21 protein-coding genes are annotated in these 21,363 nt (G+C 70.9%); 10 read left to right on the plus strand and 11 right to left on the minus strand.

Annotated elements, in window-relative coordinates; translation table 11 throughout:
• Positions 1–11 precede the first annotated feature (11 nt).
• Positions 12–632: an alpha/beta hydrolase gene (locus ACWF62_RS00860; protein ID WP_378569779.1), complete on the plus strand. Its 621-nt coding sequence runs from the start codon at positions 12–14 to the stop codon at positions 630–632.
• A complete protein-coding gene (locus ACWF62_RS00865) occupies positions 629–1,378 on the plus strand; it encodes a maleylpyruvate isomerase N-terminal domain-containing protein (RefSeq protein WP_378569723.1) in 750 nt (249 codons plus the stop codon). Before ACWF62_RS00860 ends, ACWF62_RS00865 begins: the two co-directional genes overlap by 4 nt.
• On the opposite strand, the gene ACWF62_RS00870 is transcribed toward ACWF62_RS00865, so the two are convergent.
• The 5 genes from ACWF62_RS00870 to ACWF62_RS00890 all read right to left on the minus strand — a co-directional run bounded on the left by ACWF62_RS00870 (position 1,375) and on the right by ACWF62_RS00890 (position 6,717).
• Complete coding sequence (locus ACWF62_RS00870) at positions 1,375–1,824, minus strand: hypothetical protein (RefSeq protein ID WP_378505896.1); 450 nt, start codon at positions 1,822–1,824, stop codon at positions 1,375–1,377. The genes ACWF62_RS00865 and ACWF62_RS00870 overlap by 4 nt on opposite strands.
• A gap of 126 nt (positions 1,825–1,950) precedes the next feature.
• Positions 1,951–3,738, minus strand: a complete 1,788-nt coding sequence (locus ACWF62_RS00875) for an AMP-dependent synthetase/ligase (protein WP_378505897.1) — start codon at positions 3,736–3,738, stop codon at positions 1,951–1,953.
• A gap of 182 nt (positions 3,739–3,920) precedes the next feature.
• Positions 3,921–4,547, minus strand: coding sequence for a phosphoribosyltransferase (locus ACWF62_RS00880; RefSeq protein WP_378506053.1), 627 nt, complete (start codon positions 4,545–4,547; stop codon positions 3,921–3,923).
• A 36-nt stretch (positions 4,548–4,583) separates the two neighbouring features.
• On the minus strand, positions 4,584–5,381 hold the full coding sequence (locus ACWF62_RS00885) for a carbon-nitrogen hydrolase family protein (RefSeq protein WP_452629231.1): 798 nt from the start codon (positions 5,379–5,381) through the stop codon (positions 4,584–4,586).
• A gap of 43 nt (positions 5,382–5,424) precedes the next feature.
• Positions 5,425–6,717, minus strand: a complete 1,293-nt coding sequence (locus tag ACWF62_RS00890; protein WP_452629233.1) for a TrpB-like pyridoxal phosphate-dependent enzyme — start codon at positions 6,715–6,717, stop codon at positions 5,425–5,427.
• A 126-nt stretch (positions 6,718–6,843) separates the two neighbouring features.
• On the opposite strand from ACWF62_RS00890, the gene ACWF62_RS00895 reads away from it, so the two are divergent.
• Positions 6,844–8,604, plus strand: coding sequence for a DEAD/DEAH box helicase (locus tag ACWF62_RS00895; protein ID WP_378505900.1), 1,761 nt, complete (start codon positions 6,844–6,846; stop codon positions 8,602–8,604).
• Between the two features lie 33 nt (positions 8,605–8,637).
• On the opposite strand, the gene ACWF62_RS00900 is transcribed toward ACWF62_RS00895, so the two are convergent.
• The 3 genes from ACWF62_RS00900 to ACWF62_RS00910 are packed head-to-tail and all read right to left on the minus strand — an operon-like array spanning position 8,638 to position 10,504.
• The gene (locus tag ACWF62_RS00900) at positions 8,638–9,156 is read right to left on the minus strand and encodes a hypothetical protein (protein WP_378505901.1); all 519 of its coding nucleotides are present in this window, start codon (positions 9,154–9,156) and stop codon (positions 8,638–8,640) included.
• A 26-nt stretch (positions 9,157–9,182) separates the two neighbouring features.
• Entirely contained in the window at positions 9,183–9,950 is a 768-nt protein-coding gene (locus ACWF62_RS00905; RefSeq protein WP_378569725.1) for a deoxyribonuclease IV, read from the minus strand.
• A gap of 17 nt (positions 9,951–9,967) precedes the next feature.
• Positions 9,968–10,504 (minus strand): TetR/AcrR family transcriptional regulator, encoded by a 537-nt coding sequence (locus ACWF62_RS00910; protein ID WP_378505903.1) that lies wholly within the window; start codon positions 10,502–10,504, stop codon positions 9,968–9,970.
• 93 nt (positions 10,505–10,597) lie between these two features.
• On the opposite strand from ACWF62_RS00910, the gene ACWF62_RS00915 reads away from it, so the two are divergent.
• The 4 genes from ACWF62_RS00915 (at position 10,598) to ACWF62_RS00930 (ending at position 16,568) form a co-directional block, all read left to right on the plus strand.
• Positions 10,598–12,127, plus strand: a complete 1,530-nt coding sequence (locus ACWF62_RS00915) for an MFS transporter (RefSeq protein WP_378505904.1) — start codon at positions 10,598–10,600, stop codon at positions 12,125–12,127.
• A 115-nt stretch (positions 12,128–12,242) separates the two neighbouring features.
• Positions 12,243–13,025 carry an ABC transporter ATP-binding protein gene (locus ACWF62_RS00920; protein ID WP_378505905.1) on the plus strand — a complete coding sequence of 261 codons (783 nt, stop codon included), beginning with the start codon at positions 12,243–12,245 and terminating at the stop codon, positions 13,023–13,025.
• Between the two features lie 2 nt (positions 13,026–13,027).
• Positions 13,028–15,553, plus strand: a complete 2,526-nt coding sequence (locus ACWF62_RS00925) for an ABC transporter permease (protein WP_378505906.1) — start codon at positions 13,028–13,030, stop codon at positions 15,551–15,553.
• Between the two features lie 400 nt (positions 15,554–15,953).
• Complete coding sequence (locus ACWF62_RS00930; protein ID WP_452629234.1) at positions 15,954–16,568, plus strand: HNH endonuclease signature motif containing protein; 615 nt, start codon at positions 15,954–15,956, stop codon at positions 16,566–16,568.
• Positions 16,569–16,578: 10 nt separating this feature from the next.
• On the opposite strand, the gene ACWF62_RS00935 is transcribed toward ACWF62_RS00930, so the two are convergent.
• Together ACWF62_RS00935 and ACWF62_RS00940 are read right to left on the minus strand one after the other, a co-directional pair.
• The gene (locus ACWF62_RS00935; protein WP_452629277.1) at positions 16,579–17,169 is read right to left on the minus strand and encodes an AMIN-like domain-containing (lipo)protein; all 591 of its coding nucleotides are present in this window, start codon (positions 17,167–17,169) and stop codon (positions 16,579–16,581) included.
• 26 nt (positions 17,170–17,195) lie between these two features.
• Entirely contained in the window at positions 17,196–17,828 is a 633-nt protein-coding gene (locus ACWF62_RS00940) for a histidine phosphatase family protein (RefSeq protein WP_378505909.1), read from the minus strand.
• Between the two features lie 81 nt (positions 17,829–17,909).
• On the opposite strand from ACWF62_RS00940, the gene ACWF62_RS00945 reads away from it, so the two are divergent.
• Both ACWF62_RS00945 and ACWF62_RS00950 read left to right on the plus strand, forming a co-directional pair.
• The gene (locus tag ACWF62_RS00945) at positions 17,910–18,191 is read left to right on the plus strand and encodes a helix-turn-helix transcriptional regulator (protein ID WP_378505910.1); all 282 of its coding nucleotides are present in this window, start codon (positions 17,910–17,912) and stop codon (positions 18,189–18,191) included.
• Positions 18,192–18,249: 58 nt separating this feature from the next.
• Positions 18,250–19,401, plus strand: a complete 1,152-nt coding sequence (locus ACWF62_RS00950; RefSeq protein ID WP_452629235.1) for a hypothetical protein — start codon at positions 18,250–18,252, stop codon at positions 19,399–19,401.
• Between the two features lie 10 nt (positions 19,402–19,411).
• Here ACWF62_RS00950 and ACWF62_RS00955 read toward each other — a convergent pair whose 3' ends face one another.
• Positions 19,412–20,017 carry a TetR/AcrR family transcriptional regulator gene (locus ACWF62_RS00955; RefSeq protein WP_378506054.1) on the minus strand — a complete coding sequence of 202 codons (606 nt, stop codon included), beginning with the start codon at positions 20,015–20,017 and terminating at the stop codon, positions 19,412–19,414.
• A gap of 164 nt (positions 20,018–20,181) precedes the next feature.
• On the opposite strand from ACWF62_RS00955, the gene ACWF62_RS00960 reads away from it, so the two are divergent.
• Positions 20,182–21,357 (plus strand): acyl-CoA dehydrogenase family protein, encoded by a 1,176-nt coding sequence (locus tag ACWF62_RS00960; RefSeq protein ID WP_378505912.1) that lies wholly within the window; start codon positions 20,182–20,184, stop codon positions 21,355–21,357.
• Positions 21,358–21,363: the final 6 nt, after the last annotated feature.

Here is a 21,363-nt window from a genome sequence, read left to right on the forward strand (position 1 = left end):
ATAATCGGGTGGTGCCGTTCTTCACCGGGGCCTCCGGGCAGGTCCACCACCGTCGCTGGCCGTGCCCCGACCCCGTCGCCGCGCTGGTGTTCCTGCACGGCATGGGGCAGCACACGGGCCACTATCACCGGTTCGGGCGGGCCCTCGCCGCCGAGGGCATCGAGACCTGGGCACTCGACCACGTCGGGCACGGGCTCAGCGAGGGCGAACCCGGCCACCCCGGTTCGCTCGACGTGCTCGGGGCCAACGCGCTGCTACTCGCCGACCTCGCCGCACACGACCGACCCGGGCTGCCGCTCGCGGTCATGGGGCACTCGCTCGGGGCCGCCACCGCGATCGCCGCGCTCGGCGCCGCGCCGGACCGGTTCGGGGCCGTCGTGCTGTGCGGGCTTCCGCGCGCCGCCGCGGCCGATCCGGGCGCGGTCGGCGGGGTGCTGGCGCCGATCCTGGTGGTGCACGGCGTCGACGACCGGCTCGCCCCGATCGACGGTGCACGGGCGTGGTCGGCCGCCGTCCCGACCGCGGACCTCCGCGAGTACCAGGACGCGGGCCACGACCTGCTGCACGAACCGGTGCATCGGCGGGTCACCTCCGACGTCGCCGCGTTCCTCCGGGATAGCGTTCGGACATGACACCCGACGAGCATGTCGCCGTGCTGCGGGCCGAGGGCATGCGCCTGGCGGCGATGCCCCCGGACGCGCTGGGCGCCCCGGTCCCGACGGTGCCGGGGTGGACCCTGGAACGGGTGATCCGGCACACCGGGAAGGTGCACCGCTGGGTGACGGGCGTGCTCGCCGCCGGGCCGGGCGCCACCCTCGCCGGGTCCGCCGACGCCCCGCCGCTGCCGCACGGACCCGGCTGCCTGCCCGCCTACCGGGAGTCCCTCGATGCGCTGCTCGCCGAGCTGTCCGGCAGCGACGTCGACCGGGCCGCACCGACCCTGACCGGCCCGGGCACGGTCCGGTTCTGGGCGCGCAGGCAGGCGCACGAGGTGACGGTGCACCGGGTGGATGCAGCCGACGCGGTGCACGCCGCCGGTGGCCGGCCGCCCGCGCCGGTCGATCCGCGCTGCGCCGCGGACGGTGTCGACGAGTGGGCGCGGCTGATGCTGCCGCGGGCCGTCCCGCAGATTCCGAACACGTTGCACGGCAAGAGCGTTCACCTGCATGGCACCGACACCCCGGATGCGGAGCTGCTGCTCGCCTTCGGCGCCGACGGAGTCCGGGTGGAGGCCGGACACGGGAGGAGTACTGTGGCGATCCGCGGCACAGCGGAGGACCTGTTGCTCACGATGTGGCGCAGGCGCCCGCTTGCCGCACTGGAGATGGTCGGCGACGCCGACGTCGCGCGCCGGATGATCGACGCCGCCAGGATTTAGGCCCGGCCACCGCATCCCCACGCCAGCCCGGCCGCCCGCTGCGCCGCCGCAAGCGCCCCGGCGAGCGCCGCGTCGGTGAGGGCGGCGTCGTCGAGGTCGGGGCACGCGAGCACGGTGACCGGTCGGTCGCCCGCGCTCACCGTCGATGCCCCCGGCGCGTAGTCCGGACCGCTGAGCGACAGGACGGCCTGCATCGCGGTCCACGCGTCGGCGCCGAACGTCACCGCCGCCCGCACCCAGGGCCCCAGCTCGTTCCATCCGTCCGCCGGGTCGTCGACGATGCGGGCGCCGAACAGTTTCTGCCCGCTGGCCTCCCGGTCGCCGGGGAGCGCCGCGACCCCAGCCAGGTGCAGCGCGCGCAGGAGCCGCGGCTCGGCGACCGCGCCCGGACCAACAAGCAGCAGCTTGGGGAACCGATCACCGAAGCCAGGAACTGTCGTCGTCATACCCGCCATTGAACCCGATCCCGCTGAACCCAATCCGGCTGAACCCGAACCGCCGCGAACGGCAAATGGGCCGCCTCCCGCGGGAGACGGCCCATTCGGCGGCGCCGGGAACGTCCGCCGGTGACGTCAGGTGTAGATCGCCTCGATGGCGGTGCCGAACGTGTCGTGGATGACGTTGCGCTTGAGCTTGAGCGTCGGCGTCAGCTCCCCGGTCTCGATGGTGAAGTCCACGTCGAGGATGCGGTACTTCTTGATCTGCTCCGGGCTGGAGACCTTTTTGTTGCCCTCGGCGATCGCGGCGTCGACCTCGGCGACCAGGTCGGGGTGCTTGACCACCTCGGCGATCGGCAGGTCGGCGGCGACCCCGTTGCGCTCGCGCCAGCCGGGCAGCGCCTCCTGGTCGATCGTGATCAGCGCACCGATGAACGGCTTTGCGTCGCCGACGACGAGGCACTGGCTGATCAGCGGGTGCGCACGCAGGGCGTCCTCGAGGACCGCGGGGGCGACGTTCTTGCCGCCCGCGGTGACGATGATCTCCTTCTTGCGGCCGGTGATCGAGACGAAGCCGTCCTCGTCGATGGAGCCGAGGTCGCCGGTGTGGAACCAGCCGTCGCGGATCGAGTCGGCGGTTGCTGCGTCGTTGTGCCAGTACCCGCCGAACACGACCGGGCCCTTGAGCAGCAGCTCGCCGTCCTCGGCGATCTTCGCGGCGTGCCCGTTGAGCGGCTTGCCGACGGTGCCGACCCGCTGCGCGGTGGTGGTGTTCACGGTGACGGCCGCGCTGGTCTCGGTGAGGCCGTAGCCCTCGTAGACCGGGACGCCGATGCCCCGGAAGAAGTGGCCGAGGCGGGCGCCGAGCGCGGCGCCGCCGGACACGGCGCGGTCGCATTCGCCGCCGAGCGCGGCCCGCAGCTTGCCGTAGACCAGCTTGTCGAACAGGGCGTGCTTGAGCTTGAGTCCGAGGCCGGGCCCGCCGTTCTCGATGGCCTCGCTGTACGCGATCGCCGTCTCGGCGGCCTTGCCGAAGATCTTGCCCTTGCCGCCGTCCTCGGCCTTCTGCTTCGCCGAGTTGTAGACCTTCTCGAACACCCGCGGCACCGAGAGGATGAAGTTCGGCTTGAACACCGCGAACTGGTCGACCAGCGTGGTCAGGTCGGCGGTGTGGCCGACGGTGACCTTGTTGTCGAACGCGCCGAACGAGATCGCGCGGGCGAACACGTGGGCGAGCGGGAGGAACATCAGGGTGCTGCGGCCCTCGTACATCGCGTCGGCGAGGGCGATCTTCACGGCCTGCGACTCCGCGCTGAAGTTGCCGTGCGTGAGCTGCACGCCCTTGGGCCTGCCGGTGGTGCCGGAGGTGTAGATGAGGGTGGCGGGGGAGGAGGCCCCGACCTGCCCGCGGCGCTCATGCAGCGCCTCATCGGTGATCTCGGCGCCCCGGGCGGTGAGCTCGTCGAGCGCGCCCGCCTCGATCTGCAGCATCTCCCGCAACGCGGGCGCCGCCTCGGCGACATCCTTGACGGTGGCGGCGTGCTTGGCCGTCTCGACGACGAGCAGCGCGGTCGCCGAGTCCTCGAGGATCCACTGGGCCTGGTCGGCGGACGAGGTCTCGTAGATCGCGACGGTGCAGCCGCCCGCGGTCCAGATCGCGTAGTCGAGGACGACCCACTCGTAGCGGGTGGCGCACAGGATCGCGACCCGGTCGCCGAGCTCGATGCCGGACGCCATCAGCCCCTTGGCGACGGCCGTGACCTGGGCGGCGAACTCCGCCGCGCTGACATCGACCCAGGCGCCGCCGACGAGCTTCTTGAAGGGCACATGCTGCGGGCATTCCTTCTCGAAGCGGAACACCGTGTCTGCCATCGAGACGTCGTCCGGAACGGAAAACGACTGCGGAACTTCGAACTCTCGCACTTGGGGACCCTCCAGGACTACCGACACATACGGGTGTGCATTGCATCACATTCCGGCGGGGGATGCACGAGCTTCCCTGTCCGGAATGACCGGATGTAACGCCGCCGAAACAAGGTGTCTGTTACTCGAAGTTCCGCGAACTGTGACTTTGCGGTGTCCGGCGCAGGGGAGTGAGGCGTAGATCACGTTTTCAGCGCCGCCCGCACCTCGTCGTCGGTGAGCTGGTGAAAGTCGCGGTAGGCGCCGCCGACGCCCCCGAGCCACCGGGGCACGAGGGGGCACACCACCTCGTCCGCGACCGCGCGCAGCCGATCCATCGCCTCCTCCGACGACACCGGCATCGCGACCACCACCCGGGCGGCGGCCCCGGCCCGCGCGACCAGGCAGGCGACCTCGGCGGTCGCGCCGGTGGCCATCCCGTCGTCGACGAGGACGACGGTCCGCCCGGCCATCGGGATCGGCGGGCGGTCGCCCCGCAGCAGCCGGACCCGCCGGTCCAGTTCGCGGCGCTCGGCGGTCTCCGTGCTGGACAGGGTCAGCGGCGATACCCCGGACCGGCCGATCACGTCCTCGTTGAGCACCCGGACGCCGCCCTCGCCGATGGCGCCCATCGCCAACTCCGGCTGCCACGGCAACCCCAGCTTCCGGACCACGATGACGTCGAGGTCCCCGGCAAGGGCCCGGGCCACCTCGACGGCCACCGGCACGCCGCCGCGCGGCAGTCCCAGCACCAGCGGGTCGGTGCCGCGCAGGTGCCCGAGGGAGGTGGCCAGGTCGCGGCCCGCCTCGGCGCGGGTGGCGTAGAGCATCGCACCGTCGACGCTACGCCGCACCCGGCCCGGGCACTATCGTTCGGCGACCCCGAAGCGCCGCAGCGTCAGCGCCGGATTGACCGCCCGCACCTGGGCGATCCGGTCCGCGGTGGCCTCCGCGCGGGCGGTGCCGACGCGCTCACCGAGGGCGGCGAGGACCACGCCCATCGGGTCGACGATCATCGAGCATCCCGAGCCGGTGCGGGCGCTCTGGTCGGCGGCGGCGACGTAGATGGTGTTCTCGATGGCCCGGGCCCGGACCAGGGTGGTCCAGTGGTCCTCCTTGAGCGGGCCGGGCACCCACTGCGCGGGCAGCGCGAGCACGTCGGCGCCCGCGTCGACGATCCGCCGCGTCACCTCGGGGAAGCGCAGGTCGTAGCAGGTTTGCATGCCGAAGGTGAGGCCGTCGACGGTGAAGGTGACGGGATCGGTGATCGGGCCTGCCCGGTAGACGTCCGACTCCCGGTAGCCGAACGCGTCGTAGAGGTGGAGCTTGCGGTACACGGCGGCGAGGGTGCCGTCCGGAGCGGCAGCGACGAGCGTGTTCGAGATCCGGTCGTCGCCGGGCAGCGACTCGTTCACCCCGGCCACCAGGTGCACGCCGGCCTCCGCGGCGACCGCGAGCAGGCCGGAGACGAACGGCCCGTCGAGCGGTTCGGCCGAGGCGGCGACCCCCGCATCGAGCCGCGGCGCGGTGTACATCGCGTACTCGGGGGCGACCACCACCCGGGCACCGCGGGAGGCGGCCTCGCCAACGAGGGTGCGGATCACCCGGAGGTTGTCGTCCTTGCCCGTTCCCGCGGAGAACTGGGCCACTGCGATCTCGACCATGCGCCCATTGTGCGCACGGCCGAGATCGGGCCGCAGCGGGAGGTCAGGACATGTCGCCCACGGTCGAGACCAGGTTGCCCTGCATGAACTGGTGGTACGCGGGCAGGTCGAGCATGCCGTGGCCGGAGAGGCCGATCACCAGCACCTCGGGTTCGGTGAGTGTCCTCGCGTACTCGGCGCAGGCGGCGATCGCGTGCGACGACTCGGGGGCGGGGACGATGCCCTCGGCCCTGGCGAACTGCACACCCGCGGCGAACGACGCGGTCTGGTCGACGGCCTTGCCGGTCACGTAGCCGAGGTCGACGGTGTGGCTGAGCAGCGGCGCCATGCCGTGGTAGCGGAGTCCGCCCGCGTGGATCGGGTCCGGCACGAAGTCCTGTCCGAGGGTGTGCATCTTCAGCAGCGGCGTCAGGCCGGCGACGTCGCCGTGGTCGTACCGGTACTCGCCCTTGGTGATCGACGGGCACGCGGCGGGCTCGACGGCGATGATCCGGGTCTGCGCGCGGCCGTGCAGTACCTCGCGGATGAACGGGAACGCCAGGCCGGCCAGGTTGGACCCGCCCCCGGCGCACCCGAACACGACGTCGGCGTTTGCCTCGCCCGCGCCGCGCAGCTGCTCGACGGCCTCGAGGCCGATGACGGTCTGGTGCAGCACCACGTGGTTGAGGACGCTGCCGAGCGCATAGCGCGCGTTCGGATCGCCCGCGGCGACCTCGACCGCCTCGCTGACGGCCATCCCGAGGCTGCCGGGGGTGTTCGGGTCGTCGGCGAGCATCTTCCGGCCCGCCTCGGTCAGCGTGGACGGGCTCGGATGCACGGTGCCGCCGTAGGTCTCCATCAGGAACCGGCGGTACGGCTTCGACTCGTACGATGCCCGCACCTGCCACACCTCGAGGTCGATGCCGAACTTCGCGCACGCGAACGACAGCGCCGAGCCCCATTGCCCGGCACCGGTCTCGGTGGTGATCCTGGTGACACCGTCCTGCGCGTTGTAGTACGCCTGCGCGACGGCGGTGTTGGTCTTGTGGCTGCCGACCGGGCTGACACCCTCGTACTTGACGTAGATGCGCGCCGGGGTGCCCAGTGCCTTCTCGAACTCGCGCGCCCGGATCAGCGGCGCGGGCCGCCACGTCCGGTAGACCTCGCGGATCGGCTCGGGGATCGCGATGTACTGCTCGGTGGATGCCTCCTGCTCGATCAGGCCGGACGCGAACAGCGACTCCAGGTCGGCCGGTGTGACCGGTTCCCTGGTCCCCGGGTGCAGATGCGGCGGCGGGGGCACCGGCAGATCCGCGGCGATGTTGTACCAGTGGGTGGGGATCGGCGTGTCGGCCACGGGGCGCTCCTGGTGTCGAAAGGCGGGTTTCGCCCCGCATTGTGCCCGGGATGGTGATCAGGGTTACCTCGGCCGGGTGGCCGCGGGTCGGCCGCACCGGCGGACATCGACTAAACTCCTGGTGAAATGAGTGACACCGAGCAGTACCCCGAGCCGGAAAACGACAGCACCACATTTGCCGATCTCGGCATCGACGATCGGGTGCTGCGGGCACTGACCGACGTCGGGTACGAGTCGCCATCGCCGATCCAGGCAGCCACCATCCCGCCCCTGATGGCGGGCAACGACGTGGTGGGCCTCGCGCAGACCGGCACCGGCAAGACCGCCGCGTTCGCGGTGCCGATCCTGTCCCGCATCGACCCCGAGCAGAAGCGTCCGCAGGCGCTGGTGCTCGCGCCGACGCGGGAGCTGGCGTTGCAGGTCGCCGAGGCGTTCGGCAAATACTCCGCACACATCCCGGGGCTGCACGTGCTCCCGATCTACGGCGGCCAGTCCTACGGGGTGCAGCTGTCCGGGCTGCGGCGCGGCGCGCAGATCATCGTCGGCACCCCCGGCCGGGTCATCGACCACCTGGAGAAGGGCACCCTCGACCTCTCGCACCTGGACCACCTGGTGCTCGACGAGGCCGACGAGATGCTCAAGATGGGGTTCCAGGAGGACGTCGAGAAGATCCTCTCGGAGACCCCCGAGTACAAGCAGGTCGCGTTGTTCTCGGCGACGATGCCTGCCGCGATCCGCAAGATCTCCAAGCAGTACCTGCACGATCCGGTCGAGATCACCGTCAAGGGCAAGACCTCGACCGCAACGAACATCACCCAGCGCTGGGTGCAGGTCGCCCATCAGCGCAAGCTCGATGCGCTCACCCGGATCCTCGAGGTCGAGCCCTTCGAGGCGATGATCATGTTCGTCCGCACCAAGCAGGCCACCGAGGATCTCGCGGAACGCCTTCGCGCGCGGGGCTTCTCGGCGGCCGCGATCAACGGCGACATCGTGCAGGCCCAGCGCGAGCGGACCATCGGTCAGCTCAAGTCCGGCGCCCTCGACATTCTCGTCGCCACCGACGTCGCCGCCCGCGGGCTGGACGTCGAGCGCATCTCGCACGTCGTCAACTACGACATCCCGCACGACACCGAGTCGTACGTGCACCGGATCGGCCGTACCGGCCGCGCGGGCCGGTCGGGCGACGCGCTGCTGTTCGTTGCGCCGCGCGAGCGGCATCTGCTCAAGGCAATCGAGCGGGCCACCCGGCAGCCGCTGACCGAGATCCAGCTGCCGACCGTCGAGGACGTCAATGCGCAGCGGGTCGCGAAGTTCGGCGATTCGATCACCGAGTCGCTGAGTTCCGAGAACCTGGCGCTGTTCCGCCGACTGATCGAGGACTACGAACGCGAGCACGACGTGCCGCTCGCCGACATCGCGGCCGCGCTGGCCGTGCAGTCCCGGGACGGCGAGGCCTTCCTGATGGCCCCCGAGCCGCCCGCGCCGCCGCGCAAGGAGCGGGAGCCGCGGGAACGTCCGCCGCGCCGATTCGACGACGAGGGACCGAAGATCGGCCGCAACGGCCAGGAGATGGCCACCTACCGGATCGCGGTCGGCAAGCGGCACCGGGTGGTGCCGGGCGCCATCGTCGGTGCCATCGCCAACGAGGGTGGCCTGCGGCGCAGCGACTTCGGGCACATCAGCATCCGCCCCGACCACAGCCTCGTCGAGCTGCCTGCCGATCTGGCCGCCGAGACCCTCGAGGCGCTGCGCGCCACCCGGATCTCGGGCGTGCTGATCCAGCTCACCCCCGATCAGGGTCCGCCCGGGCAGCGCCCGCCGCGCGAGGGCAAGGGCCGCTTCGGCAAGGGCAAGTTCGACAAGAAGCCCAAGCGCGACCGGTACTGAACCGGGCGGCCCACCCGATCGGTCGGCGGCGGCTCAGCGCGCGCTGGGTCGCCGCTCGCCGTGCGCGTCCCGGACGGCAGCGACGAAGGTCGACTTGCGGGCGTTGTAGCTGGCGCGGAAGTCGTCACAGTCGTGGACGCCGTCCATCGTGGATTCGGTGAGGAACCGGAAGTGGTCGGTGGCGGCGTCGACGACGGCGGTGGGTGCGAGCAGGCGCAGCTCGTTGACCATGCCATCGAGGTCGACGATGGCCCTGGCGAGGGCGCGCAGCTTCGGGTCGCTGGACTCGAGGGCGCGCTCGAGGTCCGCCTCGGCGAGCGTGTCCCCGTCGATCTCGACGATGCTGTTGTGCGCGGTGTCGGTCGCGGCGAGGAACCGCACGTAGATCGCGCGAACCTGTGGGTCGTGCGGTGCGGTGCGCGCGGCCGGTGTCGGGGCGGGACGCCCCCGCCGAACCGCGAACACCCCGAGCAGCATGCCGATGATCATCGACACCGGAACCGCCCACCACGGGGCGGCCTGTGAGCTGAACGTGTCGATCACGGAATCCACTTGCCGACCCTAGCAATTCGCTGGCATCACAGCACGGAGCGGAGGTACTCCAGGTCGTCGGCGAGTCCGTCCGCGGGGGTCTCGAGGATCACCGGCGCCTGCGCGGTGCGCACCACCTCGGCGAGCACCTCGGCGTCGATGGTGCCCGAGGCGAGGTTGGCGTGCCGGTCCCGCGCCGAGTCGAACTCGTCGCGGGAGTTGTTCAGGTGCACCAGGTCGATCCGGCCGGTGATGGCCCTGACTCGCTCGACGACCCCGACGAGATCCTCGCCGCCCGCCCAGGCATGGCAGGTGTCGAGGCAGAACCCGGCGCCGAACTCGCCGACCGCGTCCCACAGCCGGGCGATGTCGTCGAAGCGCCGGGCCATCGCGGCGTCCCCGCCCGCGGTGTTCTCGATCAGGATCGGGACCGCGAAGCCGCCCGCGTCCGCCTCGCGTTCGAATAGCTTGCGCCAGTTGGCGAATCCCGCGGCGGGATCCTCACCGTCGCGGACATGACCGCCGTGCACGACGAGGCCGATCGCGCCGAGGTCGGCGGCGGCGGTGGCCTGCTCGGTCACCGACTTGCGGGACGGGATCCGGATCCGGTTGTTCAGCGATGCCACGTTGATGACGTACGACGAGTGCACGACGACGTCGATCGGGCTTTGCCGGATCTGCTCGGCCTTCGGGTGCGGGGTCAGCTTGTTCCACTTCTGCGGGTCGGTCAGGAACAGCTGGACGATCTCCGCGCCGAGGGCCTCGCCCGCCCCGATCGGGTCGTCGTCCTGGCGTACATGGGCTCCGATGCGCATGGGATCAGCGTAGGCGTTCAGGGGCCGACGATCCGGCGGACGACACCGAGCAGGTCCTCCATCTCCTGCGGTGACGCCGCGAACTCGGTGCCGGAGTGGGCGGCCCGGTAGTAGAGGCCGTCGCCGAGCAGCATCACCGCCCGCGCCGCCGACGGGTCGGAGATCTCGTCGGTGAGGGCGTCCATCCAGCCCTGCTGGATCCGCAGCAGCGCCTGCTGCGCCGCGGTGTTCTCGCCCTGGCTGAGGCGGGTGGCGGCGATGATGGCCCGGTCCAGCCGGGAATTCTCGAAGTTGGAGGTCCGCACGTAGTAGGCGGCCGCGCCCTCCGGCGCGGCGCGCATCCGCTGCGCGTCCTCGGCGGCCAGTTCGGTGAGGTGGTCGAGCAGGCCGTCGATCAGGGCGTCCTTCGAGCCGAAGTGGTAGAGCAGTCCGCCCTTCGAGACCCCGGCCGCGGTCGCGACGGCCTCGATGGTCGCGGCGCGCTCGCCCTGCTCGATCAGGATCGTGACGAAGGCGTCGAGCAGCTTGGCTCGCGCGGCGGGTGGTCGGGACACGGACGTGATGCTACCCACGCCATTCCTGTACCGTCCAGCTGGTACAGTAATGGCGTTCGTTTCGATCATCCCGCACCAGAAATCCGGAGAGTCATGTCGACCCACGTCCTCGATCGCCACGAGGCCACCGCCGTCCCGACCGCAGGCAGGCGTGGCTGGATTGCCCTGGCGGTGCTGATGCTGCCGGTGCTGCTGGTGTCGGTGGACAACACCGTGCTCTCCTTCGCGCTGCCGTCGATCTCCACCTCGCTCGGACCCACCGGCGCCCAGCAGCTGTGGATCATCGACATCTACCCGATGGTGCTCGCGGGCCTGCTCGTCGCGATGGGCAGCATGGGCGACCGGTTCGGCCGCCGCAGGCTGCTGCTGATCGGCGCCACCGGATTCGCCGCGGTGTCCGTGTTCGCGGCCTACGCGCCGACCCCGGAGATGCTGATCGCGTCCCGGGCGATCCTCGGCTTCTTCGGTGCGATGCTGATGCCGTCGACGCTGTCGTTGATCCGCAACATCTTCCATGACCCCGCGCAGCGCCGACTCGCCATCGCGATCTGGGCGTCCTGCTTCGCGGCCGGTGCGGCGCTCGGCCCGATCGTCGGCGGCTTCCTGCTCGAACACTTCTGGTGGGGGTCGGTGTTCCTGCTCGCCGTGCCGGTGCTGATCCCGCTGCTCGTGCTCGCCCCGATCTTCGTCCCGGAGTCGAAGGACCCGAACCCCGGTCCCGTCGACCCGATCAGCATCGGGCTCTCGCTGCTCGCGCTCGCACCGATCGTGTACGCGATCAAGAACCTCGCGCACGGCGGCGACCTCACCGCGACCCTGGTGCCCGCGGCCGTCGGCCTGGTCGCGACCCTCGGATTCGTCCGCAGGCAGCTGCGGCGGGCCCAGCCGATGCTCGACATGCGGCTGTTCACCAGCGCCACGTTCTCCGGCGCCGTCGCCGTGAACCTGCTCAGCGTGTTCTCCCTGGTCGGGTTCATGTATTTCGTCTCGCAGCACCTGCAGCTGGTGCTCGGTCGCAGCCCGATGCAGGCCGGTGTTGCGCTGCTGCCGGGGCTCGCGGTGATGGTCGTTGCCGGTCTTGCCGTTGTCCCGCTGGTGCGCCGGGTCCGGCCGTGGCTGGTGGTGGTGGTTGCGCTGCTGTTCTCGTCGCTCGGCTACCTGACCGTGCTGCTGTTCGTCTCCCCGACCGCGGTCGCGCCGGTCCTGATCGCGTTCGCGCTGCTCGGTGCGGGCATCGGCGCCGCCGAGACCATCTCCAACGACCTGATCGTCGCTGGCGCGCCGGCGGAGAAGGCCGGTGCCGCGTCGGCGGTCTCGGAGACCGCGTACGAGATCGGCGCGGTGCTGGGCACCGCGGTGCTCGGCTCGATCCTGATGGCGTCGTATCGCTCGCACCTGACCCTGCCCGCTGGGCTCGACGAGCAGGCCGCGGCACGGGCCGCCGAGACGCTCGGCGGTGCGCACGGCGTCGCGGCGGACCTGCCAGCAGGCCAGGGCTCGGCGCTGCTCGAGTCCGCGCACGCCGCCTTCGACGCTGGCGTGGTTGTCACCTCGGCGATCGGTGTCGTGACGATGGTGGTGGCGGCGGGCCTGGCATATCTGACGCTGCGGCCGCGTCCCTGACCTGGCCGGCCACCGAAGATCAGGGTGGTCCCTGATGGCGCGGACGGCGGGCTGCCGGTAAGGATGGACGGGACGGGCCGTCCGGTCCGATCGCATCGGACCAGGAAAGGCCGTCATGAGCGCGCACGCCGCACCCGACCCGACACCCCCGATCGAGGCCGTCGCGGCCCGCGCGGTGAATCTGACCAAGACGTACGGTTCCGGGGAGACGGCGGTGACGGCGCTCGGCGGCGTCGACGTCGACTTCGGTCGCGGCGAGTTCACCGCGATCATGGGGCCGTCCGGGTCCGGCAAGTCCACGCTCATGCACTGCCTCGCCGGACTCGACTCGGCAACGTCGGGATCCGTCCTGATCGGGGACACCGACCTGACCGGGCTGTCCGACAAGGAGATGACGGCGCTGCGCCGCGACCGGATCGGGTTCGTCTTCCAGGCGTTCAACCTGGTACCGACGCTGACGGCGCTGGAGAACATCACCCTGCCGCTGGACATTGCCGGGCGCAAGGTCGACCAGCAGTGGCTGGACTCGGTGCTCACCCGGCTGGGGCTGACCGACCGGCTCGGCCACCGGCCCAGCGAACTGTCCGGCGGCCAGCAGCAGCGCGTCGCGTGCGCGCGGGCCCTCGCCGGGCAGCCGGAGATCATCTTCGGCGATGAGCCGACCGGCAACCTGGACTCGCATTCCTCGGGGGAGGTGCTGTCGATCCTGCGTGCCGCGGTCGACGAATTCGGGCAGACCGTCGTCATCGTCACCCACGACCCCCGGGCCGCCAGCCACGCGGACCGGGTGGTGTTCCTCGCCGACGGGCAGATCGTCGACGAACTGCGGGAGCCGACCGCGGACACCGTCCTCGACCGGATGAAGGGCCTCGACGCCCGCGTGAGCGTGCAGGGCTGACGATGGCACAGAACCCGATGCGCAGGGTGTCCCTGCGCAACCTCGCCGCGCACAAGGTGCGCCTGGTCCTCACGGTCCTCGCCGTGGTGCTCGGCACCGCATTCGTGACCGGATCGTTCGTGTTCACCGACACCCTGCAGCGCACCTTCAACGGGCTGTTCGAGGACGCCGCGAAGGGCGTCGACGTCCGGGTGTCGAGCCCCGAGCGCGGATCGAGCGGGGTCCCGCTCGAGGACATCGCCACGATCGAGTCGCTCCCCGGTGTGCGGACGGTCGTGCCCGCCGTCGAGGGGCAACTGGTGCTGCTCGGCGCCGACAAGACCCCGGTCCAGACCGGCGGTGCGCCCAGCATCGGCTCGACCTACGTTCCGCCCGAGCAGGCGCTCGGCGAACCGGAGACCTTCGTCGTCGGTGCCCCGCCGTCCGCGCCGGGCCAGATCGCGCTCAACGAGGGCGGTGCCGAGCGCGCCGGACTGTCGGTCGGCGACACCACCCAGGTGCTGGTCCCCGCGCACGGCGTCCTCGACGCGACCGTGACCGGCGTCTACGACGTGCCAACGGACACCGGCGGATTCGTCGGCGCCCTGTTCACCGCGGACCAGGCCACCGAGCTGTTCACCGACGGCGCGCACGTGAACTACATCGACGTGGCCGGGGACGGCAGTGCAGGCCCGGAGCAGTTGCGGGACGAGGTCGCGACCGCGCTGCCGGATGCGAAGGTGCAGACCGGCGACGAGGTGCGCGAGGACGTGAAGGCGGAGGTTACCTCCGCGCTCAAGTTCGTCAACTATTTCCTGCTCGCCTTCGGTGCGATCGCGTTGCTGGTCGGCACGTTCATCATCTACAACACGTTCTCGATGATCGTCGCGCAGCGGCTGAAGGAGCTGGCGCTGCTGCGGGCGATCGGTGCGAGCCGCGGCCAGGTCGGTCGGTCGGTGGTGACCGAGGCGCTGGTGGTCGGGGTGCTCGGCAGCGCGATCGGCATCGCCGCCGGCGTCGCCCTCGCGTACGGGCTGCGGTCCATGCTGAACGCCTTCGACGTCGGACTGCCGTCCGGCCCGCTGCAACTTGAGCCGCGGACCGTGGTCGTCGCGCTGGTGATCGGCGTCCTGGTGACCGTCGTCAGCGCCTACGCACCGGCCCGCCGTGCGGCGAACACGCCGCCGGTTGCCGCGATGCGGGAGGAGTTCGCCGCTGCCGGCGACACGCTGCGGGTCCGCACGCTGGTCGGGGCGATCATCGCGGTGATCGGCATCGCGTTGCTGGTGGCCGGGTCCCAGGGCACCGGCGGCGGGGCGGCCGCGACCGTCGGGTTGGGGGCCGCTGCCCTGATCCTCGCGGTGCTGCTCGCCGCGCCTGCGCTGTCCCGGCCGGTGGTCGGGGCGCTCGGTGCTGCGCTGGCACGTCCGTTCGGCGCGGTCGGCAGGCTGGCCCGCACCAACGCGGTCCGCAATCCGCGGCGCACCGCGGCGACCGCGTTCGCGTTGACCCTCGGGTTGATGTTGGTGACGGTGATCGGGGTGTTCGGCTCGTCCGCGAAGGCGAGCATCGATGAGCTTGTGGACTCCGGCATCACCGCCGACTACGTCCTCACCGGTCCGCAGCAGATCGGTGTTCCGGTCGGGGTTGCTCCTGCCGTCGCCAAGGTGCCCGGCGTCGAATCCGCCGTTGCGTTGCACCTGATGCCGGTGCAGATCGACGACGAGGACACGTTCGGTACCGGCATCGGGGGACAGCTCGACGGTGTCATCGACTACGAACTGCGTTCCGGCAGCGCCGATCTCGCTGGCGATACCGTCGTCGCCTCGGAGTCCTTTGCCGCGGAGAAGGGCTGGACCGTCGGATCCCCGGTCACGATGACCAACCGGGACGGCGTCGAGGTCACCGCGCCGGTCGGCGGCATTCTGGCCGACAACCAACTGCTCGGCGACTGGTTCACCTCCGAGTCGGTGTATCAGCAGCTGGTGCCCGCGTCGATGCGCGCCGATCTGGCGGTGCTCGTGCAGGCGGCGCCGGGCACCGACGTCGCCGCGTTGCGCGGCGACCTGGAGAAGGCCAGCGACCCGTTCCTGGTGGTGCAGGTCAAGGACCGTGACGAGTTCAAGGGCGAGCAGGCCAAACAGATCGACACCCTCCTCGCCGTCCTGTACGGGCTGCTCGCGCTGGCGGTGGTGATCGCGATCCTCGGCATCGTCAACACCCTCGCGCTGTCGGTGGTCGAGCGGCGCAGGGAGATCGGCATGCTGCGGGCGGTCGGCATGCAGCGTCCGCAGGTGCGTCGCACCATCTACATCGAGTCGGTGCTGATCGCGGTGTTCGGTGCCGCGGTGGGCGTGCTGCTCGGGCTCGCGTTCGGGTGGGGCTTCGTCCGCACCCTCGCCGACGAGGGGCTCGGCACCGTCGCGGTGCCGTGGGGTCAGGTGGTGGCGATGCTGCTCGGCTCCGGCGTCGTCGGCGTCCTCGCCGCGCTGTGGCCCGCCAGCCGCGCCGCCCGGACGAAGCCGCTGGAGGCGATCGCGGGAGTCTGACCGCAACCGTGATACAGGCTGTGCCGGTGGGTGTATTGCCCACCGGCACAGCCGTTTCGGGGTGGGCCCGACTATCTTCGAACGAATGTGCGCATGGTGGCCCGATTGTCGGAGCGGGCCGGTATGATCGAAACCATGTTCCCCTGAGCTGATCGATGTATGTCCTTGATGTAGTTCATGTAGACCGCTTCTCTGGCGCAGCTTTCGGGCGACACCGTCCTCTAGGGTGTCCACGATGAAGCGCCAGTCGGCTCTTCTTCTCGTTGTGAAGGTGAGGCAAACTCCGCGCCAATGCGGTGCTTCAAACGGCAATTTGCCTGCCAGCTCTCGCGCACGAAGTATGCGCCGATGCCGCAGCCTAGAAGAGATCGTACTGACCGCCTGAAAACCGCGAAAAGCCGTGAACGGACAGGTGAGCCCGGAGGAGTTTCGCCCGGTTGCCTGCGACCCGGTCCGGCCCCCGGCGCCGCCCGCGCCCCCACCGAGCGTCGGCGCGATCGCGGACGCCATCCTCGCTGCCGTCCGGGTCGACCCGACCCTCGCGACCGGTAGGCGCGCCGACGGGCATGGTGGCCTGCTGCGTCCGCCGCCGGGCGCACTGACCTATCGGCCCGACGCCGCGACGGCCGCGCTCGTGCGGGCCAGGGACCGGCACTGCCGGTTCCCCGGCTGCGCGCGGCCCGCGGCGCAGTGCCAACTCGACCACATCACCGAGTACCGCACCCGCACCCCGCGCGCCGGCGGCTGGACCATCGTGTCGAACCTGCAGTGCCTCTGCGCCTTCCACCACCAACTCAAGACACTCGGGCTGTGGCGGGTCAGCGTGCTCGGCAGGCCGGGTATCGGAGGCAACGCCCTCCTGTGGCTCTCCGCCCTCGGCGCAACGGCCGTCACCCTCCCGGGCGGAGCGACTGGCACCTGGGACGACTCTGGCCTCCGGCCCCGCATCGCGGGATGCCGCGGCACACCCACGCGTGCACCATCGGAACCCGACCCGGATCCGGCGCCGTACTGACCGCGCCCGATCAGCGGGCGAAGTCGACGACCACCCGCTCCGGGTTGCTCAGCCGGGACACCGTCACCGGGAGCTGGTCGGTGTCGAGGCCGATGAACGTCTGTGTGACACCCTCGAATACCGTCGCGACCCGCACCTCGGACACCGCACCGGCGCCCGGCAGCGGGTTCGGCCCCGCGTACTCGTCGACGCCGGTGTCGAACGGGTAGCCGGTGCCGGTCAGTGACACCTCCAGGATTTGGCGGCCCGCCACGTCCACCTCCCGGCCGCTGCCGTCCTGGACCGCCGCGTCGACGTACCTGACGTTCCACCCGGGTTCGCCCTCGCCGTGCAGTTCGTAGACGACGCGGTCGTACCCGTCGTGCGACCCGACCCGCACATCGGTGACCGACAGGGACGCGTTCCCCGACGCCGCGGCCCGCGGCTCGGTAACTCCGCCCCGCGCCGGGGGATACTCCTGCACCGGGGTGCTCGGTGCCGCGGCGGATGTCGAGGTCACCGCCGATGCGGCGGTCGCGGCGGGTTCGGCGCTCGTGGCGCAGCCCGCGAGGGCCCCCGCGAGCGACACCATCGCCACGATCGAGGTGCCCGCGGTCGTCATGGTCCGGCTGCGTGAGAATCGATCGGTCATCGATTCAGGGTATCCCCCGTCCAGCCGGAGACCGCGTCCCCGACACGGGGGCGCGGTTCGCCGGGAGTGGCCGGGTCGACCTCGCGGCCGTTGACGGTCACAACCGCCCAGCGCGCGCCGTCGTGCCGGAGAGCGGTGATGGCTGCGTTCGGGATTCGGGGCACCGGCCATCCGTGCAGCGCGCCGATGACCGAACGGATCAGGCCGCCGTGGCTGACCGCAACGATCGCCGAGCCCGGGTGGCGTTCCGCGAGGTCGTCGAGCGCGGCCAGTCCTCGGCGGGTCACGTCGGCGCGGGGTTCGATCCCTGGATAGTTCCCGTCCGGCCAGCGGTCCCATGCCTCGTAGTCGGTGATCCCCTCGGCCTCACCGAAGTGTCGCTCGGTCAGTCCGGGGTGGGTGCCCGACCGCGTGAGGTTCAGGTGGGTGCCGATGATGTCGGCCGTCTCCCCGGCCCGGGACAGCGGGGAACTGACCAGGACGTCCCACTGCCCTGCCGCCAGCAGGGAGCCTGCGCGGGCGGCCTGCGCGCGACCGGTGGCGTTGAGCGGGATGTCCGACGAGCCCTGCAGGCGCCGCAGCGCGTTCCAGTACGTCTCGCCGTGTCGGACCAGTGCCAGGTGAGTCATGGTCGCCGCAGGCTAGCACCGCTGGACAGCGGGTGCGGGCAGGCGCACACTGCACGCGGGCAGCGGAGGAGGTGGTGCGCGGTGCCCGAATCCGAGTCGACCGCGCCGTCGTCTGGCGGGCGTCCCCGGCGCAGCAACCGGGCGCGGGCGGGGCCGATCGCGGACGGATTCGTCGCGCGGCGGCTGCAGTTGGGGCTCACACAGTCCCGGCTCGCCGCGCTCGCCGGGGTGTCCCGCTCCAGCGTGCAGGCCATCGAATCGGGCCGCAGCACCGTGCAATTGGACATGCTGGAGGCCGTCGCCGACGTCCTCGGCTGCGACATGGTGCTGGCGCCGAGGGCCGGGCGCAGTCTGCCCTCCTGACGTGGGTGTCGAAATTCTGGAACAGTGGAGTCGGCGAGTATCGATACTGGGAGGCCCGATGGACGCGGCGTTGCGGCGGGAACGGATCACCGCGCAGGTCCGGCGGTGGTGCGAGGAGGCGCGGGTCGACGGCTTCCGTCGGGACCTGACCGCGGGCGCCGCGGTCCTGATCGCGGCGGGCCATCTCGACGACGGCACGCGCACGGTGCTCGCGAACCGGCGGCGGCTCGGGCGCACCCTGCCCGACCTCGGCGGCTTCGGTGCGCTGCGCATGCTCGCCGACGATTACGCCCACCTCGACCGGAAGGCCAGGTCGATGCGCCCGGGCGTCATGCAGGTCCTCGCCGCGGCGCGGGCCAGCGAGGTCGAACGCCGCCTGCTGAGCGCCCGCGCGAAGTTCCTGCACGCGCCTGCGCATTACGCGAACGGGGTCCGAACCATCCGCCGTGACCGGCGGGACGGCGTGCACCTGGAACCGGTGCAGCGGGAGGCCCTGTTCGATGCGCTGGCCCGCACACCGGTCCCGATGCCCGAACACCGGATGGATCAGGCGACGGCCGCCGCGGTGACGGTGGCGGCGGAGCGGCTTGCCGGACTGGTCGAGCGGACGCCGTTGGCGGCGGCGGGACAGCGCGCGGCGGAGGCGCTCGGCGGGCGGGCCGGCCAGCCGGACCGGTTCGTCGACCGGTTCGATGCGCTGCTGTTCCTGGCCGGTGCGCTGTACGACCGGATCGACGGCTCCGAGGCGTGGCGGTCCGACTACTTTGCGGTGCAGCGGGCGCAGCTGGACCTCGCAGACGAGCTGACCCAGATCGCGGTCGACGCGGTCGCGTTGCGCGGCATCGGCGGGGAACTGGACGAGGCGCTGCGGCACGCGAACGGCGATGCCGCCCGCGACCAGATCAGGTCGCGGCAGCGGGCGCTCGACCAGGTGTGGGACCAGCTCGTTGAGCGGGTCGCCGCGTTGGCCCGGATCGGCGATCTGCTCGGTGAGGCGGAGGGGCAGCTGCGGTCGATGGCCGCGGTGCAGCGGACGATGAGCCTCGACACCCGGATCGACGAGCTGATCGCGCGGGCCGGCGACCGGGAGCTGTCCACCGAGAACACTCATCACGTCGGTGACCAGATCGGCGGCGTCGACGAGGTGATGGTCGGATATCAGGCACTGCTGCACGGCGACATCCTGGCGTTACAGACCCGGGCGCGCTGAGCGGTCGTGCTCAGTCGCGGGCGCCGACCAGCCGCAGTGCGAGCTCGGCGTACAAATCCGCGACCGCGTCCGGGTCGGTGAATCCGCCGCCGGGGAACCAGCGGCACACGTCAACGCAGAGCGAGTTGATCGCGAGGTTCACCCCAGCGGCGTCCGGGACCACGAACGAGCCGTCCTGCACTCCCGCACCGATGATCCGGTCGATGATGCCGCTGATGTCGCGGCGCAGTCCGAGGATCTCGCGGTAGTGCTCGGGTGAGAGCGCGGTCAATTCATACTGCACGACCATGCCCCGGGTGTGGTGGAGCGCCTGCCACCCGGCGAACCTGCGCACCACCGACGCCAGCCGGACCGTCGGTGTCGCGTCGGTCGGGTCGGCCTCGGTGAGCAGTTCCACACACTTGAGGTGGCCCTCGTAGCTGATCGCGAAGAGCAACTCCTCCTTCGACCGGTAGTGCGGGTACATCGCGGCGGGGGAGAGCCCGAGCCGGGCCGCGATGTCGCGGGTGGTGGTGCCGCCGTAGCCGTTCGCGGCGAACGCTTCGGCCGCGGCGGCGCGGATTCGGGCCGCCGCCTTCGACGTGCTCACCACGGTGTTGGGGGTCGTGAGGTTCATCGCGTTCGGGTCCCTCGCGTCGGTCTCGCTCACCGGCACCTCCGTTCCGCCTGTCGTCCTTGACAATGACCGGTCACGCGGTGAGTATAAGCATGCGCTTAGATAATGAGCGGCCGCTTAGATTTGCGGGGCGCTGTCCCTCGACCCGACACAGAAAGCACGCCATGAATCTGAAACTCACCGACGAGGAACTGACGTTCCGTGACGAGCTGCGCACCTTCTTCAGCACGCAGATCCCCGCCGAGATCCGTGAGCGCGCCGCCGCGGGCGGGGAGCTGACCCGCGAGGACTTCGTCACCACCCAAAAGATTCTCGACGCCAACGGTCTTGCCGTGCCGCACTGGCCCGCGGAATGGGGCGGCAAGAACTGGACCCCGGTGCAGCTGCACATCTACCGCGACGAGATGCAGCTCGCATCCGTGCCGGACCCGCTCGCGTTCAACGCCGACATGGTCGGCCCGGTCATCGCCGCGTTCGGCTCGCCGGAGCAGAAGGAGAAGTTCCTCCCCGGCACCGCGAATCTCGACATCTGGTGGTGTCAGGGCTTTTCCGAGCCCGAGTCGGGTTCCGACCTGGCCTCCCTGAAGACCCGCGCCGTCCGCGACGGCGACAGCTGGATCGTCAACGGGCAGAAGACCTGGACGACGCTCGGCCAGCACGCCGACTGGATCTTCTGCCTCGTGCGCACCAACCCGGACGCACCGAAGCGGCAGCAGGGCATCTCGTTCCTGCTCATCGACATGACGACGCCGGGCATCACGGTCCGGCCGATCAAGCTGATCGACGGCGGCTACGAGGTCAACGAGGTGTGGTTCGAGGACGTGCGCGTCCCCGCCGAGAACCTCGTCGGCGACGAGAACGCGGGCTGGTCCTACGCCAAGTTCCTGCTCGGCAACGAGCGCACCGGCGTCACCCGCACCGGTGCAACCAAGGCCAAGATCGCGAAGGCCAAGAAGTACGCCGCCGAGACCCGGGTCGGTGACGGCACGCTCCTCGAGGATCCGCTGTTCGCGGCCCGCATCGCCGAACTCGAGAACCAGCTCGTCGCGCTCGAACTGACCCAGCTGCGGGTCGTCGCGAGCTCGGCCGACGGCAAGCCGAACCCGGCGTCGTCGCTGCTGAAGCTGCGGGGCTCGGAGCTGCAGCAGGCCGCGACCGAGATCCTGATGGACGTCGCTGGACCCGACTCACTGGCGTTCGAGGCGGGCGACGACATCGCGTCCCCGGCATGGGCGCAGCGCAGCGCGCCGCTCTTCTTGAACTACCGCAAGGTCTCGATCTACAGCGGATCGAGTGAGGTTCAGCGCAACATCATCTCGTCCTCGATTCTCGGATTGTGAGTGGCA

Source organism: Rhodococcus sp. NPDC054953 (assembly GCF_053609225.1).